The sequence below is a fragment of the Paraburkholderia sp. SECH2 genome, from assembly GCF_030464795.1.
Taxonomy (GTDB): Bacteria; Pseudomonadota; Gammaproteobacteria; order Burkholderiales; family Burkholderiaceae; genus Paraburkholderia; species Paraburkholderia aspalathi.
Map to the genome: position 1 here is coordinate 34273 of NZ_JALPRH010000035.1, position 17200 is coordinate 51472.

The 17200-nt window shown below is 60.4% G+C and carries 17 protein-coding genes; 8 read left to right on the plus strand and 9 right to left on the minus strand.

The window, feature by feature from the left end:
* Window positions 1-23 precede the first annotated feature (23 nt).
* From M0D66_RS34525 to M0D66_RS34540, 4 genes are read right to left on the minus strand one after another with little or no spacing between them, the layout of a single operon-like run.
* Window positions 24-794 (minus strand): GolD/DthD family dehydrogenase, encoded by a 771-nt coding sequence (locus tag M0D66_RS34525; RefSeq protein WP_211707160.1) that lies wholly within the window; start codon window positions 792-794, stop codon window positions 24-26.
* A gap of 15 nt (window positions 795-809) precedes the next feature.
* A complete protein-coding gene (locus tag M0D66_RS34530; protein WP_211707161.1) occupies window positions 810-1811 on the minus strand; it encodes a substrate-binding domain-containing protein in 1002 nt (333 codons plus the stop codon).
* Between the two features lie 44 nt (window positions 1812-1855).
* A complete protein-coding gene (locus M0D66_RS34535) occupies window positions 1856-2842 on the minus strand; it encodes an ABC transporter permease (protein ID WP_200652722.1) in 987 nt (328 codons plus the stop codon).
* Window positions 2839-4317 (minus strand): sugar ABC transporter ATP-binding protein, encoded by a 1479-nt coding sequence (locus M0D66_RS34540; protein ID WP_211707162.1) that lies wholly within the window; start codon window positions 4315-4317, stop codon window positions 2839-2841. The genes M0D66_RS34535 and M0D66_RS34540 overlap by 4 nt, the downstream gene beginning before the upstream one ends.
* A gap of 297 nt (window positions 4318-4614) precedes the next feature.
* Here M0D66_RS34540 and rpiB point away from each other — a divergent pair, with 297 nt between their 5' ends.
* Window positions 4615-5085 (plus strand): ribose 5-phosphate isomerase B, encoded by a 471-nt coding sequence (gene rpiB / locus M0D66_RS34545; protein ID WP_097396001.1) that lies wholly within the window; start codon window positions 4615-4617, stop codon window positions 5083-5085.
* Window positions 5086-5172: 87 nt separating this feature from the next.
* A complete protein-coding gene (locus M0D66_RS34550; RefSeq protein WP_200620353.1) occupies window positions 5173-6156 on the plus strand; it encodes a sugar-binding transcriptional regulator in 984 nt (327 codons plus the stop codon).
* 75 nt (window positions 6157-6231) lie between these two features.
* Here M0D66_RS34550 and M0D66_RS34555 read toward each other — a convergent pair whose 3' ends face one another.
* Complete coding sequence (locus M0D66_RS34555) at window positions 6232-7371, minus strand: ABC transporter substrate-binding protein (RefSeq protein WP_211707163.1); 1140 nt, start codon at window positions 7369-7371, stop codon at window positions 6232-6234.
* Between the two features lie 91 nt (window positions 7372-7462).
* Entirely contained in the window at window positions 7463-8482 is a 1020-nt protein-coding gene (locus tag M0D66_RS34560; RefSeq protein ID WP_200620355.1) for an NAD(P)-dependent alcohol dehydrogenase, read from the minus strand.
* A gap of 138 nt (window positions 8483-8620) precedes the next feature.
* On the opposite strand from M0D66_RS34560, the gene M0D66_RS34565 reads away from it, so the two are divergent.
* Complete coding sequence (locus M0D66_RS34565) at window positions 8621-9514, plus strand: LysR family transcriptional regulator (RefSeq protein WP_234486857.1); 894 nt, start codon at window positions 8621-8623, stop codon at window positions 9512-9514.
* Between the two features lie 167 nt (window positions 9515-9681).
* Here M0D66_RS34565 and M0D66_RS34570 read toward each other — a convergent pair whose 3' ends face one another.
* Window positions 9682-10008 carry a DUF4148 domain-containing protein gene (locus M0D66_RS34570; protein ID WP_200620357.1) on the minus strand — a complete coding sequence of 109 codons (327 nt, stop codon included), beginning with the start codon at window positions 10006-10008 and terminating at the stop codon, window positions 9682-9684.
* Between the two features lie 217 nt (window positions 10009-10225).
* On the minus strand, window positions 10226-11242 hold the full coding sequence (locus tag M0D66_RS34575) for a GlxA family transcriptional regulator (RefSeq protein WP_200620358.1): 1017 nt from the start codon (window positions 11240-11242) through the stop codon (window positions 10226-10228).
* A gap of 350 nt (window positions 11243-11592) precedes the next feature.
* Between M0D66_RS34575 and M0D66_RS34580 the strand changes: the two genes are divergently transcribed.
* The 5 genes from M0D66_RS34580 (at window position 11593) to M0D66_RS34600 (ending at window position 16123) form a co-directional block, all read left to right on the plus strand.
* Window positions 11593-12546 (plus strand): choline ABC transporter substrate-binding protein, encoded by a 954-nt coding sequence (locus M0D66_RS34580; protein ID WP_211707164.1) that lies wholly within the window; start codon window positions 11593-11595, stop codon window positions 12544-12546.
* 53 nt (window positions 12547-12599) lie between these two features.
* Window positions 12600-13529 carry a 3-keto-5-aminohexanoate cleavage protein gene (locus tag M0D66_RS34585; protein WP_211700447.1) on the plus strand — a complete coding sequence of 310 codons (930 nt, stop codon included), beginning with the start codon at window positions 12600-12602 and terminating at the stop codon, window positions 13527-13529.
* 68 nt (window positions 13530-13597) lie between these two features.
* Window positions 13598-14563: an L-carnitine dehydrogenase gene (locus M0D66_RS34590; protein WP_211707165.1), complete on the plus strand. Its 966-nt coding sequence runs from the start codon at window positions 13598-13600 to the stop codon at window positions 14561-14563.
* A gap of 97 nt (window positions 14564-14660) precedes the next feature.
* Complete coding sequence (locus tag M0D66_RS34595) at window positions 14661-15173, plus strand: thioesterase family protein (protein WP_211707166.1); 513 nt, start codon at window positions 14661-14663, stop codon at window positions 15171-15173.
* Window positions 15174-15175: 2 nt separating this feature from the next.
* Window positions 15176-16123, plus strand: coding sequence for an alpha/beta hydrolase (locus M0D66_RS34600; protein ID WP_211707167.1), 948 nt, complete (start codon window positions 15176-15178; stop codon window positions 16121-16123).
* A 20-nt stretch (window positions 16124-16143) separates the two neighbouring features.
* On the opposite strand, the gene M0D66_RS34605 is transcribed toward M0D66_RS34600, so the two are convergent.
* The gene (locus M0D66_RS34605) at window positions 16144-16986 is read right to left on the minus strand and encodes an alpha/beta hydrolase family protein (RefSeq protein WP_211707168.1); all 843 of its coding nucleotides are present in this window, start codon (window positions 16984-16986) and stop codon (window positions 16144-16146) included.
* Window positions 16987-17200: the final 214 nt, after the last annotated feature.

Consider the following 17200-nt stretch of genomic DNA (forward strand, 5'->3'; position numbering starts at 1 on the left):
GTTCCTTTACATCTTGAGAATTGTTACTGCGCGGTGTAGCCGCCATCAATCACGATATTCTCGCCGTTGACCATAGCGGCCGCATCGCTGACCAGATACAGAATCAACGCGGCGATTTCGTCGGGGCGTGCGAATCGCCCTGCAGGAATTTTAGCCTTCATCGCTTCGCCCACCGCCCCCGCCCAGGCTTTCCTGCCCAGCTCGGTGTCGACGACCGTGGGCGAAACGGCATTGACCGTAATGCCATGCTTTGCCCATTCGAGCGCGAGCACCTTTGTCATGCCGACGATTGCCGCCTTGCTCGCGCAGTACGCCACATGGCGCTCCAAGGCAACGACACTCGCCTGAGAAGCCAGATTCACGATCCGGCCGGGACCACCGCGCCCTAGCATCTGTTTGCCGACGGCCTGCGCCAGGAGAAACGGAGCTTTGAGATTGATCGTCATCGTCCTGTCCCAGGCTTCCTCGGACAGCGCTTCCGCGTTCTCAAGCAGAGCGACGCCGGCATTGTTGACCAGGATGTCGACAGGACCTAAGGTTTCGGTCACGCGCCGCACCAGGGCATCCGATATCCCAGCGGCGGTGATATCCGCCGCGATACCCACGTGCCGCTCCGGGCCACCAGTAAGCGTCCGGGCCACGGCCTCGACGGCCGGGTTGATATCGAGCAGCGCAACGCGCGCACCCGCGGCAGCAAGGCACTCGGCAACGGCAAACCCGATACCGCTTGCCGCACCGGTCACGACCGCAACGCGGTCGGTGATATCAAAAGGGGTCGTTGAATTGACCGACATCGCTCCACTCCTTGATTAGTTGCTCTTGGGAATCTTGTTGAGAATCTCCTGGGCATTGGCCGGCGTGACCTGCGTCCAGGGCACCGCGTAGGACTTCGCCGTACCGTCGTCCCAAGGCATCTTCGCGCCGTATCCCACCCAGACGTCCGAGCGCGGCTTGTAAGACGAACCGACGACCGTACGCAGCGCAACGTCCAGTGCACCTTGCGCCTGCGCCTGCGAGTCCTGGAAGAAGGTTGTCATTTCGCCGCGCTTGACTGCCGCGATACCGTCGACAATTCCGTCAATGCCGGCAACCGGAACCTTCTTCGGATCGAGGCCCTTCGATTTAAGCGCCTGGATTGCACCGAGCGCCATGTCATCGTTCTCCGCAATGATGCCGGTGATCTGCCCAGGATGCGCGGTCAGCCAGTTTTCGACCAGTGCCAGCGACTCCGCACGCGACCAGTTCGCCGTCTTATGCTCGAGCACCTTCACGTCCGGATTTTTTGACAGCACGTCCTGAATACCCTTCGAACGATCGATCTGCGCGGACTGGCCGATCGGACCCTCGAGGATCACCACATTGCCCTTGCCGCCGATTGCCTTGACGATCGCCTGCGCTTCCATCTGTCCCGCGATCACGTCGTTACTACCAACATAGGACGTGAGCTTGTCGCCGGACACCAGGGTATTCGATCCGATGACCGGAATATGCGCCGCGGCGGCTTTCGCCACGGCAGCCGCGCCCGCTGCCTTGTCGATCGGCACGAAAATGATCGCGTCGTATTTCTGCGTGATCATCGTGTCGAACTGGTTGCTCTGAGTGAGCGCGTCATAGTTGCCGTCGAATACCGTGAGCTGCACCGTACCGTCCTTGACTGCGGGCTGCGCCTTGAGCGCGTTGGTCCACATCTGCATGAACTCGCCCTTGAGACCATACACCGCCGCGCCAATACGGATGGGCTTAGCCTGCGCCACGCTACAGGTGAGGCCCATCACTACGCAGGCCAGCACGGTTCTTTTCCACGAAATCATTGAAGTCTCCTGAGTTTTTCCGGATTGTTGCTTTCGGGTTGACGTTATTGCTTCTTGCGCGAAGCATCGAGCAGGACGGCGCCGACGATAATGACGCCCTTTACAACTTGCTGGTAATACGACGACACGCCCAGCAGATTCAGTCCGTTATTGATGACGCCGATCAGCAGCGCGCCAACGACGGTGCCTCCGAGCGACCCCGTGCCGCCCGAAAGACTCGTGCCACCAATCACCACCGCTGCAATCGCATCGAGTTCATAGGACATGCCGGCCTGCGGCAACGCCGATGTCGTGCGCGCGGCGAGGATGATCCCGGCAAGACCCGCCAGCAGTCCGCCGATCACGTACACGGAAAAGATGATCTTCCCGGTTGAGATACCGCTCGTTTTGGCGCTCTTCGCATTGCCGCCCACGGCATAAACGTAGCGGCCATAAGTCGTATAGCGCAGCACAAACCAGAACAGCACGACGACGAGAGCGAACACGATGATCGGCACCGGTATCCCGGCAATCGCACCCGTGCCGATGCTCAGGTACCCGTCCGGCAGATCGGTCACCGGCATGCCGTCGTTATAGATATAGGTCAGCCCCCGCGCCGCGCTCAGCATGCCGAGCGTCGCAACAAAAGGAGGAATGGAGAGCCGGGCAACGAGCAAGCCGTTGATCGCGCCAACCGCGGCGCCTACGGCGAGTCCTGCTGCCAGTCCGAATGCCGCGCCGTGCGGATGTGGACCGGTCACGAGACTGGCGCTGATGATGCCGGCGAGAGCGAGCGTGGACCCGACCGACAGGTCGATGCCCGCCGTGAGAACGATATAAGTCATCCCCACGGCGAGGATGCCGTTAATCGAGGTCTGCCGCAGGATGTCCGCGATGTTGCCGAGCGTCAGAAAGTACTGGTTGGCAAAAGACAGCACGACGCACAGGACGATGAGCACCGCGACGATGCCGTAGCGCCGGTAGATATCGCGCATATGGGCGGAACGGCTTTGGCTCGCCGGGACTTTCAGGGAAGTGGTATGAGTATTCATGATGCGAGGTGCAGAAGATCTTCCTGAGTAGTGGTATGGCCGTCGATCACGGTGACCAACTGCCCCGACTTGAAAATGGCGATGCGGTCGCTGACATCCAGAATTTCCTGCGCCTCGGAAGACACCACCATGGCGGCACCGCCTTTCGATACGAAGTCGTCGAGCAGCTTGTAGACCTCGCGCTTGGCGCCCTCATCGATACCCCGGGTCGGTTCGTCGCACAGCAGGCACGTGGGTTCGGTTGAAAGACAACGCGCGAGCACGACCTTCTGCTGGTTTCCCCCGCTCATCGACGAAACCGGAAGCGACACGGAACTGGTCTTGATCCGCATGCGGCCGACCATCGTGTCGACGAGGTCTTTCACCTTGCGACCGTTGATGAGCGACAGCCGCGACAGACGGTTGTAGGCGGAGAACGAGATGTTGTCGCGCACGGACGCCGACAGCACGAGCCCCGTCTCCTTGCGGTCTTCCGTCACGAGCGACAGGCCTGCCTGGATCGCCTTGCGCGGACGGCCAACCGGCAAGGCGCGGCCTTTGAGCCTGATTTGACCGCTATCGGGACGGGTCAGCCCATACATACAGTTGAGGTATTCGCTGCGGCCCGCGCCCATGAGCCCGTAGATGCCGAGGATTTCTCCCTGGTGAACGGTGAGCGAGATGTCGTTGAATTCCGACTTCCGCGAAAGACCTGTCGACTCCAGGGCCGGCTCGCCCACGGGCCTGCGAATCTTCTCGGCGGAATGCAGCTTGCGGCCCACGATCGTGCTTACCAGATAGGAACGGTCGATGTCGGCGATACGCCCGCTGTCGACATAACGTCCGTCGCGAAAGACCGTGTAGTCGTCCGCGATCTGGAAGATTTCCGAGAGCCGGTGGCTGACGTAGATGATCCCTGTGCCCTGCGCTGTCAGGTTACGGATCGCGTTGAACAGCACCTCGGTTTCGCGCTCGCCGATCGCTGAAGTCGGCTCGTCCATGATCATCACGTCGCAGTCGCGGCTGAATGCCTTGGCGATCTCAACCAGCTGGATCTGCGCGAGACTCAGCGACGACATGCGTGCGCGAGCGTCCACCGGGAAAGCAAGTCGATCCAGAAGCTCCTGTGCCTGCTTCGCGAGCGCCGCGAATTTGACCAGCACACCCGCCCTGCGCGGTTCGCGACCGAGATACAGGTTTTCGGCGACGGTCATGCCTGGGATCGGCGAAAGCTCCTGGGTAATGATCGCGATGCGATTGTCGAGTGCTTCGGCCGGCGTCTGGAAATTGACGCTTCGCCCCTTGAACAGGATTTCGCCGGCATCGCGTTGAGTAATGCCCATGACGATGCCAAGGAAGGTCGATTTTCCGGCACCGTTCCCGCCGCATAGCGCGTGGACACTTCCGCGCCGCAGCTTCAACCGGCCGTCCTCTAGCGCCCTGACACCATTGAATGCCTTTTGTACACCGCGGGCATCCACAAGAAGGTCGTTCACTTTGTCTCCTTACATTTGCTCGTTGTTGAACATTTGAGCATCTGAATCACATCGTAGATTCGAGCCTACCGCCTGTCAATTACCGGGATAACGTGGTTTACCCCTAATGCCGCCCCACTTGCCAATCTGCTGCAATGCGGCGTGATAGTTGACTACATGGGACTCGACCGATGCATCCCAGCGTAAAAAACTCACACCTCCAGTCTTGACTTTCACGTGCACACGATTGAGAATTTGATCATTAATGAACATTTGATCACCTGTAGATCGAGCAACCGCGGACAACTGGAGTGAAATATGAAGCTGGCAATCGGATGCGATGAGGCCGCATTTGACCTGAAGGAACTGATCAAGCAACATTTGACTGGCAAGGGACTGGACGTCACCGACTTCGGCACATACGAGGCGGAACCCGTCCACTACCCGAACATCGCGTTCGCCGTGGCCGAGAAGGTTGCGCAAGGCGAGTTCGATCGGGCCGTGCTGTTGTGTGGAACCGGAATCGGCATGGCGATCGCCGCCAACAAGGTGCGCGGCATTCGCGCTGCGCAATGCCACGACACCTATTCAGCAGAGCGGGCAAGCAAGAGCAACGACGCGCAAATCATTACAATTGGCGCTCGCGTGGTTGGTCCCGAACTCGCGAAAGCGATTGTTGACACATGGCTTGGTGCGAGCTTCGACGGCGGACGCTCCGTCCCGAAGGTGAACCGCATCAAGGAATACGAGGATGACCACCAGTTACCCCGCAACAAGAAGCCCGCGTGAACTGGCTGACCAGGTCATCAGTCAATCGCCCACCGGCTCCGCGGCAGGCCACGTTATATCCAGCCGAATGGGAAAGAGACAAAACATATGACCACCGACGAACTGACTCGTCTGGCAACGCTTTACTATGTCGACGGACTGACACAGGAGGATCTGTCAAAGCAGTTCTCGCTGTCTCGCGCCAAGATAGGCCGTCTTCTGAAGCGTGCGCAGGAAGAAGGCATCGTTGAAATTCGCGTCAGGCACCATCCGCGTGATACACGCGACCTCGAACGTGAGTTGATCGACCGGTTCGGGATCGAAAAGGCGATCGTGTCCGTCAATCACAAGGATCAGGACAAGCAGCGCGAACTGCTCGCCGGTCTGGTCGCCAGCCATCTCGATCGCATTCTCACCAACGACATGATTGTTGCCGTGGGTATCGGCCGCAATATCAACGCGATTTCCGAACACGCGATCTCGTCCACGCAGCGCTCCCCGACCTTCGTCTGCGCGATCGGCGGGTTCTACCGCGGCGGCGAGGTCATGAATGCCGACCACATCAGCCGCCGGCTTGCCGCCCGCTTTGGGGGCGGCAGCGAGACGCTTTACGCGCCTGCTTTGGTGGGCGACCCCGCCGTCCGCGAGGGTCTGCTTCATAACGATGCGGTCAAACCCACGCTCGACAAGGCGCGTAGAGCACACATCGCACTGGTTGGCGTCGGCGACATCAATGAAGACAGCATCATGGTTCGCAACGGCTGGTTTTCGCCGGACGAGATCGCCGAGCTTCGCAAGTGCGGCGCAGTCGGAGACCTGATGGGCTACCACTTCATCGATATTGCCGGGCGTCCCGTCGTCACTCCGGTTCGCGACCGGGTCATTGGTCTTGGCATGGAAGACCTGAAACGCATTCCGAACGTTATTGCGGTCGCCAGCGAAAATACCAAGACAACCGCTGTGCTGGGAGCGCTGCGCGCAGGCGTCATCACCACGCTCGCGACGACGGAAGCCATTGCTCAATCGATTGTCAGCCTCGAAGACGCCACTCGCAACCCGCTTTCTACACAGTCGGAGATGGCGACCCGGTAAAAAGCGGGCCGTCTGCATGGTTCGCATGCGCGTGGCGTGCAAACTTGAGCGGCGTCTGCACACGATCCAGACGCCCTATTTCCCGACCTGCTCGAGAATCGCAAGCTTGCCGCCCCGCATTCCAACGATCTGCATCATGACGTGGGAATGATTCTGCTCGTCCATCGCAAAGGTGCCACCCAGCATGGAAGGCATCTGGGTCGAGCGCAACGCCTGCTGTATCGCGACAGGATCGTCCGAGTTCGCGCGACGAATTGCGTCCACGACCAGCTCCGTCGCCTCGAACGCAAAGACCGATCGCTGGGTCGGAGCGAGCCCGTATTTCTCCCGGTAAGCGGCCACGAACTCCCGCACACCGGAGTCGGGCGCCGAGGGTGTAAACACTGAAATACCCGCGGCCTGATCAAGCCCGCCAATCGCTACGAACCGCGGCGACAAGTTCGCAATCGCCGCCGTGAAATCAATGCGGCCCGCTACGAGAATGCCCCCGCCGATTTGCTCATAGGCACGGAAAAATGCTCCGCTGGACACGCCAAGAAGCGTAACGATGCGATCCGGCTGCAGCGCCTTCAATCGCTCGAGGGAGGGAACCAGGTCCGTGGTTCCCTTCGCAACGGTTTCGCTCGCCAAGGTCTCGATGTGTGCGGCCGTCGCAGCCTTTTCCATCGCCACCGCGTTGGCGCGGTTGAAGTCGTTGTCATCCGCCAGGATGACGATACGCTTGACGTTGCGGGCCTTCAGCCATTGCATCATCGCAATCGCCACGTCGCCATCAGATGGACTGGTTTTGAAAACATAGTCGAAACCGCCCGAGCCGGCGGCGTCGACGAATTCCTGTCCAGCCGAAATGTCGATCACAAACGGCACCTTCGCGGCATTCGCTACCGGCATCACGGCACGCGTGATAGGTGTCGCCAGCGCGCCCAGCAACACGGAAACGTGCTGCTGCTCGATGAGCCGCTTCGCCGCCGCAATTCCTGTTGCCGGATCGGCGGCGTTGTCGGCATACACCGCCTCGACAGGTCTGCCGAGCACGCCGCCGGATTCGTTGATGCGCTGTAACGCCAACTCGACGCCGTATTGCTCGCTCTGTCCGCGATCGGCATTCGGGCCGCTCAGGATGGTTGTGACGCCGATGCGAACAGGGTCCGCGGCGAATGCCGCGGTAACGGCAATCGCCAATCCCGTTGCCAACAAGACTGACATCAATCTCATACACGATTCCTTTGCTGATGGCTTAACTAGCGGTCACAGCGAGTCCGCCTGCGGAAAACCCCTGTTATCGGAACAGAAGGCGAGCGTCGCGTTATGCGCGCACGTCGACCACCACTTTGCCGAAATGCCGGCCGCCCGCGAGATACTCATAGGCGGACGGAGCCGCATCGAACGGGAAGACTTTGTCGACGGCGGGATTGATCTGGTTGACGTCGACGAAACGAACGAGCTGTTCGAGCATCGCGCGACTACCCGCCGTAATGCCGACGAGGCGCTTTGCTCCGCCGATGAGTGCACCGGGTTCGATCGAGACGCCCCCGCCGCCGCTGACCCGGCCGATCACGACAATCGTCCCACCGGATCCCGCGGCCTCGAGCGAGCGCGCCAATGTGCCCTCGCCTCCGACCTCGACAACAACATCAACGCCGACCCCCTCCGTGAGCTGGAGGACCTCGTCCTGCCACTCCGGGTTGTTCCGGTAGTTGACGATTGCATTCGCACCCAGCGAGCGTGCACGTTCAAGTTTTTCGTCCTGGGACGATGTCACGATCGTGAAGACGCCAGCAGCTTTCGCAAGCTGTAGCGCCCAGAGCGAGACACCGCCGGTTCCCAGCAGCAGCACGCTGCCGCCCGGTTTGATCGCACCTGCAATGAACAACGCATTCCATGCCGTCACGCCGGCGCAAGGCAACGTTGCAGCCATGATGGGATCAAGACTGCGTGGCGCCAGCACGAAAGCCTCCTCGCTTGCCACGAGCTCTTCGGCGAGCGTGCCGTCGAACTGCGCGCCGAAGGACACGGCTGTTTTGTTGGGGGACAACGCACCGTCAATCCATCGCGGGTAGTAGCTTGTGATGACGCGATCGCCTGTCTTGAAACGAGTGACCGCTTCCCCAACGGCGACAACGTCTCCGCATCCATCGACGAGCGGAACAATCGGATAGCTCGGCGGGCTATAAAACTGACCACGCGCGAAACTGAGGTCACGATGATTCAGTGCGGCAGCATCAACACGCACTCTGATTTCATGGGCACCGGGGTCGCGGCTCGGGCGTTCGACACGTTCAAGGCCGGCAATGCCGGCACCGGCCTGGATTTGATAAGCCTTCATTACTTTGCTGCCACTCGCGCGGCCTCCATGACGATAGATAGCAATGTACAGTTTCACCTCAGAGGCGATAATATGCTCACTTGATGATTCAGTTTTTAACCATAGTGAGAACTGACAATGCTCGACCGTCTTACGGGAATGCAGGTGTTCTCCCGTGCAGCTACTGCCGGAAGCCTCTCCGCGGCCGCCCGGCAACTCGGCCTGTCTCCCGCGATGGCGACAAAGCATCTGGACGCGGTCGAGCAACGGCTAGGCGTGCGCCTGTTTCATCGCAGCACGCGCAAGCTCACGCTAACCGAAGCGGGTCAGCAGTATCTGGAAACGTGTGCCCGCCTCCTTCCCGATCTGGAAGAGGCGGAGGCGATGATCGCGTCGCAGCGCGTCGAGGCGAGCGGACTGCTGCGGCTGAATTCGCCACTTTCGTTTGGCGTGCGCTACGTCGCGCCACTGATTCCTGCGTTCAGCAAAAAGCATCCCGGAGTCACCATCGATCTCGGATTGAACGATCGCGTCGTCGATCTCATGGAAGAGGGCTGGGATCTGACGATCCGGGTTGGGCGTCTGAAGGACAGTCGTCTCGTCTCCCGCAGGCTCGCAGAGAGCGCGATGATCGTCTGCGCGGCTCCAGCCTACTGGGAACGGCATGGCCGCCCGAGACGCTGGTCCGACCTGGGCGACCACAATTGCCTGAGCGTCACTTTTTCCAATGTCTCGCGACCCGAAGAATGGCGCTTCGGTAAAGACGGGGACAAACGCGTTGCCGTCAAGGGAACCATGCGAGCCAATAACGGCGATGCACTCGTTGCAGCAGCCGTTGCCGGTCTCGGCGTTCTTTACGAGCCCGAGTTCATCGTTGCCGATGCAATCCGGCAAGGTGCACTGGAGCAGATTGCGCTCGAAGTCCGCACGGCGGACCTTGGCGGCATACACCTCGTTCGCGCGCCAGACCGCGCGCCCCCGGCGAAAGTGCGGGTCATGGCTGATTTCCTTCTCGCTGCATTCAATCCGCGTCCGCCGTGGGCCATTGAATAACGGCGTCGGTGTACAGGATTAAGTGGCCCGTGAGGCTAAGCGCGCCGGCTGCCCCGTTCAACGCTCAATAGCACAGCGGCCCCGCTTTCACATTGAAGTGAAAGCGGGGCCGCTGTGTATCGCAGTCAATCAGGCAGGCGCGAGACTACTGCTCGCGCCACCGCCTATTAATGACCGACGTAGACAACCGGAGCCGAATACGAGCTCGACGTCGTTTCGGTGCGGCTGCCTGCTTGCGACGAGCCGTTCGTTGCCGTTCCATAACCGCTGGTTTGGGCGACGCCGTTTTGTGCAGCGACGCGGGCTTCAGCAGCCTGAATGTTTGCCGGGTAATCATCCGCATTCGACAAAGCCGGGTTGTACCCTGCCTTTTCCAGTTGCACCAGCTCCGCACGCACTTGAGCGCGGGTTACCGGCTGATTGGATTGAGCAAAAGCAGCGAGCGGCGCAGTAATGAGAGCGGCGATAACAACAGCTTCGATCAGCGATTTCATGATGACTACCTCCAGAGATTGTTTTATGCGGCGCTGCAAACCTGTTTGTTTGCAGCCAGTGACGACAGTCTAGGAGGCAGCTGATATAGGGTAAACCCCTAATAAACGAATTCACTGTTGCTAGAAACGGCACAATTGCCGTGAACACTTGTTGAAATATGGATCGTCAAGCCGGCAAATCGGGCTCCCAATGTTTGAGGTCTCGCGCGCAACGAACTCAGCTTTCCAACAATACGGGAGCCGATGCCAGGGTTGCCGGGCTTGCTGACAACACCGAGCTGCCATTTCTGCCGCCCGTCACCTGCCGGTCGCTTCTCGGACTCACGCCGAACCGCGCACGATATGTCCGCGAAAAATGCGAGGGCGACTCGAATCCGCATGCGACGCAAATCGAGGTGATCGACATGTCGGTCTGCTGCAGCAACTCGCGCGCACGGGTGAGACGCAGTTGCTGATAGAAATGCGTCGGCGTGTCCTTCAGCGACGCGCAAAACAGCCGCTCCAGTTGCCGCCGCGTCACGCTGATTTCCTCGGCGAGTTGGTCGGGCGTCAGCGGTTCTTCCATATGCTGTTCCATTGCGCCGATCACCTGAATCAGCTTACGGTTGTGCACGCCGTAACGCGCCGCAATTTCCATCCGCTGATGATCCGAACGCTGCCGGATCCGGCTCACGACGAACTGTTCCGACACCGCCGAGGCCAACGCTGCGCCGTGTTTGCGGCCGATCAGGTCGAGCATCATATCGATCGACGCCGTGCCGCCCGCACAGGTGATGCGCCGCGCGCCGATTTCGAACAGTTCCTGGCTTGCGTTCAGTGAGGGATAGCGCTCGCTGAACGCCGACAGCGCTTCCCAGTGCACCGTCACGCTGTCCGAGCCGCTCAGGAGCCCGGCCTCCGCAAGGATGAAGCTGCCCGTGTCGATGCCACCGAGCGTCGCGCCGACGCGCTCGAGCCGCTTCAGACAATCGCCAAGTACGCGCGTATAGCAGGCGAGCGGCTCGAAGCCCGCCACGACGAATACCGTCTGCGCCTCGTGGACATCGGCGATTGCCGCTTCTGCATTGATCGATATACCGTTGCTGGCCGCGACCGGCGCGCCGTCGAGACTCAGAATGCGCCAGCGGTAGAGATCGCCGCGAAAGCGGTTCGCCACGCGCAAAGGCTCGACCGCCGACATGAAGCCGATCGCCGAAAAGCCAGGCAGCAGCAGGAACGACATATCTTCGGGCATCGTGCGCAAACTCGATCAGGGAAACAGAGGGACACAAACCGCAAGCGAACGCGGGGTTCCGGGCGAGCGTAGCAAGCAGCGCCCAAGCCGGCAAGGCGCACCAAAATTCAGCGCGGTGAATCGATGCTGCGCCGCAATGACGAATGGTGCTGGTTTTCCCTCGTTGTCGCGTGGGAGCAAGAACGGGTCGCTGGCGGTCGCTTTGACGAGAATATGGGGCATTAACGTAACGTCACTCGTGCAGCTCAAGCATGGCTCGAGCCGTATCGCGCAGGTCCGGGGGCCGCTCGGTTTTTCTCGCCGCGGCCATTTCGTAACACGCAGTTCAACGTGTCCGAAGGGGGAACGTCATGAAGTTACGCGTCAAAGCCTTGCTTGCCCATCTTGTCTGTCTGGCGGCCGTCGTCGCTGCCTCGCCGGTACTTGCACAGGATCCCTCCACCTGCCGCGCGGTGCATTTTGCCGACATCGGCTGGACCGACATCACGTCGACCACGGCGCTCGCCTCGACCGTATTCGAGGGACTCGGCTATCAGCCTGTGACGACCGTCGCTTCGGTGCCGATTTCGTTCGCGGGCCTGAAGAGCAAACAGCTCGATGTGTCGCTCGGCTACTGGTGGCCCGTGCAGGAGAAAGCGATTACGCCGTTCATCGATTCGAAATCGATTCAGGTGCTGCAATCGCCCAACCTGACTGGCGCTAAAGCGACCTTCGCCGTACCGAGCTACGAATACGACGCCGGCCTGAAGACGTTCGCCGACATCGCCAAACATCGCGATCAGCTCGACGGCAAGATCTATGGCATCGAACCCGGCAGCAGCGCGAACGCGGCGATTCAGAAAATGATCGCCAGCAATCAGTTCGGCCTCGGCGATTTCAAGCTGATCGAATCGAGTGAAGCGGGCATGCTGGTTTCCGTGGATCGCGCCATTCGCGCGAAGAAATGGGTGGTGTTCCTCGGCTGGGAGCCGCATCCGATGAATATCCAGATCGACATGAAATACCTCACCGGCAGCGACGGCGTATTCGGTCCGAACGATGGCGAAGCACGCGTTTATACGCTGACGTCCCCCGACTTTCTGACACGTTGCCCGAACGCCGGCAAGCTCGTGAGCAATCTGCGCTTTTCGACGCAACTGGAGAACGTGGTGATGCAGTCGGTGATGAACAAGGAAAAACCTGCCGATGCCGCCAAAGCGTATTTGAAGAAGAACCCGCAAGTACTGGATGCGTGGCTCGCAGGCGTGAAGACGTATGACGGTAAAGACGGTTTGCCGGCGGTGAAAGCCTATCTCGGGCTCTAACTCAGTCCAGCTTGCATCGAGTCGCGCATTTCAATCCACAGGAACTAGCACGCATGAATCATGAAGTCATCGTGACCTGCGCGGTCACCGGCGCGGGCGATACGGTCGGCAAGCATCCGGCCATCCCCGTTACGCCGAAGCAGATCGCCGAAGCCGCTATCGAAGCCGCGAAGGCCGGCGCCACGGTCGCGCACTGCCACGTGCGCGATCCGAAAACCGGCCGCGGCAGCCGCGATCCACAACTGTATCGCGAGGTCGTCGACCGGATCCGTTCGTCGGGCACCGACGTAATCATCAATCTGACGGCGGGCATGGGCGGCGATCTCGAGATCGGTCCCGGCGAAGACCCGATGCGTTTCGGCGCGGGAACCGACCTCGTCGGCGGTTTGACGCGGCTCGCGCACGTCGAGGAATTGCTGCCGGAAATCTGCACGCTCGATTGCGGCACGCTCAATTTCGGCGACGGCGACTACATCTACGTGTCGACGCCCGCGCAATTGCGGGCCGGCGCGCAACGTATTCAGGAGCTCGGCGTAAAGCCGGAGCTGGAGATCTTCGATACCGGACATCTTTGGTTCGCGAAGCAATTGCTCAAGGAAGGCTTGCTCGACGCGCCGCCGCTGTTTCAGATCTGCCTCGGCATTCCATGGGGCGCGCCCGCCGATACCACGACGATGAAAGCGATGGCGGACAGTCTTCCGTCTGGCGCGCAATGGGCCGGTTTCGGCATCGGCCGCATGCAGATGCCCATGGTCGCGCAGGCGATGCTCCTCGGCGGCCACGTGCGTGTCGGCCTCGAAGACAACATCTGGCTCGACAAAGGTGTGCCTGCAACGAACGGCACGCTGGTGCAACGCGCGGTTGAGATCATCGAACGGCTCGGCGGTCGCGCGCTGACACCTGCGGAAGGCCGCCGCAAGCTCGGCCTGCCCGCGCGTGGCGAGCGGCAGTTGGAGCGGCGTGCCGCGGGACAGTACGCGTGAAGGTGTCGCGTCGCTTGATAAAGCGCGCATCGAAACCTGAGAACTCATAGGCAAAGGAAACATCAGCAATGGCAGTGATCGTCGATATCAAAACATTTGCGGCAATCGGCGCGGGCGTGATCGGCAGCGGCTGGGTAGCGCGCGCGCTCGCGCACGGCCTTGATGTCGTCGCGTGGGACCCTGCTCCCGGTGCGGAGAAACAGTTGCGTGAGAACATCGCGAACGCGTGGCCGGCCCTGGAGCGCGTCGGCCTCGCCGAGGGCGCAACGCCCGACAGGTTGCGTTTCGTCGATACGATTGAAGCCTGCGTCGAACAGGCGGACTTCATTCAGGAAAGCGCGCCCGAACGCGAAGAATTGAAGCTCGCCTTGCACGAGCAGATCAGCCGTGCGGCGAAGCCTGATGCAATCATCGCCTCATCCACGTCCGGCCTGCTGCCAAGCGATTTCTACGCACGAGCGGTGAATCCGCAGCGTTGCATTGTCGGGCATCCGTTCAACCCGGTGTATCTGCTGCCGCTCGTCGAAGTGCTCGGCGGCGAAAGTACCGCACCGGCCACCATCGACGCCGCGATGCAGATTTATCGTTCGCTGTCGATGCGTCCGCTTCTCGTACGCAAGGAAGTACCCGGTTTTATTGCCGACCGTTTGCTCGAAGCACTGTGGCGCGAGGCACTGCATCTGGTCAACGAAGGGGTGGCGACCACGGGCGAAATCGACGATGCGATCCGTTTCGGCGCGGGCATCCGCTGGTCGTTCATGGGCACGTTTCTGACCTATACCCTGGCGGGCGGCGACGCTGGCATGCGCCACTTCATGCAGCAGTTTGGCCCCGCATTGGAACTGCCGTGGACTAAACTGGTAGCGCCGCAGCTTACTGACGAATTGATCGACCGGGTGGTGGACGGAACGTCTGAACAGGTCGGGGCGCGCTCGATCAAGCAACTCGAACGCTATCGGGACGATTGCATTACGAGCGTGCTGGCGGCGATTGGAGAAGCCAAAGCACGGCACGGCATACTTGCCGCAGAGTGATACTGTGTGTCGAAAGACGCCCCGCTCTGCCGGGGTGCATCGTCGGCATAAAATCGCTGCGGCCAGCACTTCATAGGGATAAAGGAAACGATTGCATATGCCAACGCCGCACCACGCTTCTCTGCCCTGCTATCGCGACGTCGTGCGCGCCGAGTGGGTCGACTACAACGGCCATTTGCGCGACGCGTTCTACATGCTGATTTTCAGCTTCGCGACTGATGCGTTGATTGATGTGATCGGGCTGCCTGATTCGGTGCGCAAGGAACGCGGCCGCTCGATCTATACGCTCGAAGCGCATATCAACTACCTGCATGAAATCAAGGAGGGTGTGCAGGTTCGCGTCGATATGCGCGTGCTTGGGCATGATGCAAAGCGGCTGCATCTGTACCTCGAAATGTTCGCTGACGAAGGCGTTGAACCGGTGGCCGCGGGCGAACAGATGCTGCTGCATGTGGATACGGGTGGACCGCGCGCTATCGCCTTCGACCCGGATGTCGAGGCGCGCGTGCGGGCGTTGGCAGAAGCGCATACTGTGTTGCCGGCGGCCAGGTTTGCAGGCCGCGTGATCGGCTTGCCGGTCAAGGCGCCGCGTATTAGTCGCGAGGAGTGAGCATGCTTGAACCGGAGATCGCCGCGTTCATCGAACGGACCGCTGCCGTCTATGCAGGGCATTCGACTTCATTGCCACCGAGCGAACAGCGGGCGATTTACGAACACTACGCGGCGGCGCTCACGCCGCCTTTGCCAGCCGATGTGACAACCGAAGACGCTGTGTTTCGCGCAAGCGCCGGCCATCCAATCAAACTGCGGCTTTATCGGAATCGTAGAAAGGCGAGCGGGACACCCGTCGGCACCGTGTTGTACTTTCACGGTGGCGGCTTTGTGCTCGGCTCGTTGGATAGTCACCAGATCGTAACCGCACGAATTGCCGCGGATACCGGACTCGATGTGATTGCGGTCGACTACCGGCTGGCTCCCGAACACCGCGCTCCAGCAGCTCATGACGATTGCCTGCAGATTACGCTTGCCGCACTGGCCGGCCAATTGCCGTTCGATTCGCTCTCACGTGGTGCACTGCAGTTGGCGGGTGACAGCGCCGGCGCCACACTCGCTGCCAGCGTCGCGATGCGCTTGCGCGATGACGGTATTCAAGGCGTGCGCGGACTTGCGCTCGTCTATCCAATGCTCGGCACCGACCCGCAAATGCCAGCGCGCGAAAGCGAAGCGCACGCGCCGATGCTCACGCTTGCCAACGTCCATGCGTTTCGCGATCTGTATTGGGGCGAACGGCCGCCCTATCCTGCGTGGACGATACCGCTCGATGCGGCACGCTTCGACCGGCTCCCGCCGACACTTGCCTTAGGGGCTGAACACGATCCGTTGCGGGACGACGCGACCGTGTTTGTCGAACGCGTTAATGCAGCTGGCGGACAGGCCCGGTTATGGATTGGAACTGGACTCGTACACGGGTGCTGGCGTGCGCTCGAATCGAGTCCCGGCGTACAGGCAATGCATCGCATTGTCTGCCAGTTTCTAGCCGAGCATTCAGGCATGCAGTGATGGCTCAAGCCATGCACGCTTCACGTCTGTGCCGCTGCGCCACTCCGCTTGAATGAACTGGCAAAGAACAGCACTTGGTATTGCACCGCATTCGACCAATACTTCCACGTATGGCCACCAGGCCGCTCCGCGTAATCATGCGGCACGCCCAACTCGACAAGCCGCGCATGCAGCATCCGGTTTGACTGAACAAGCGAATCGTTCACCCCGCAATCGATCGTCAGCGCAATATGCGCATTTCCGAAATTACGCGCGTTCTCGACAATCGCCTCGTTGTTCCAGAAGTCGGCGTGGCGAGTCGGATCCCCAAACACCTGATCGATCCCGGGCTCATCCTCGCACCCGCGCGGATCGACCGCTCCGCTAATACTTCCCGCGGCGCCGAATTCGTCCGGCCGGTCTAGTGCGATATGCAGCGCCCCGAAACCGCCCATGCTCAAGCCCGTAATCGCGCGCGCCTCACGCGTCGCAATCGTGCGGAAATGCGTGTCGATATATCCGACGACTTCTGTGCCTACATAAGTTTCGTAACGGCTGCGCGGATCGACAGGACTATCGATATACCAGCTCTCATGACCGCCGTCGGGCATGACGAGGATCACGTGGTAGCGGTCGGCCAGTTTGCCGATGTGCGAATTCGTGGTCCAGTCGGTGTAGTCGCCACCTGAACCGTGCAGCAAATAGACGACGGGAAAGCGATCGGGCGCCTTGCCGTGCGTGTATTGGTCAGGCAGCACCACCGTCGCCTCGAGCGACTTATGCATGGCCGCGCTCGGAATGGTGACGATCCTGGACTGGAACGCCCAGACCGGGTTCGTGAAAAGCAGCGTCAGAATGAGCCAGAACGCACGATTCATTTTCATGGTTTGTCGCTCTCCCCCTTTCTATGTGTCCAAAGAACACTGTCTGGCATCTAGCGGCAAAATTCTGTCAATGACTCTAACAACGGCGACTTACAACCAAATTTCAACGAAGCATACGGTCCCGTCAGCTTGGCGCCATTCCGGGCGAGCTGGAACGGCCCAAACCGAACGTCTATTTAACAATTACGCCCTGCTCACGAATGTGGGGAACGCA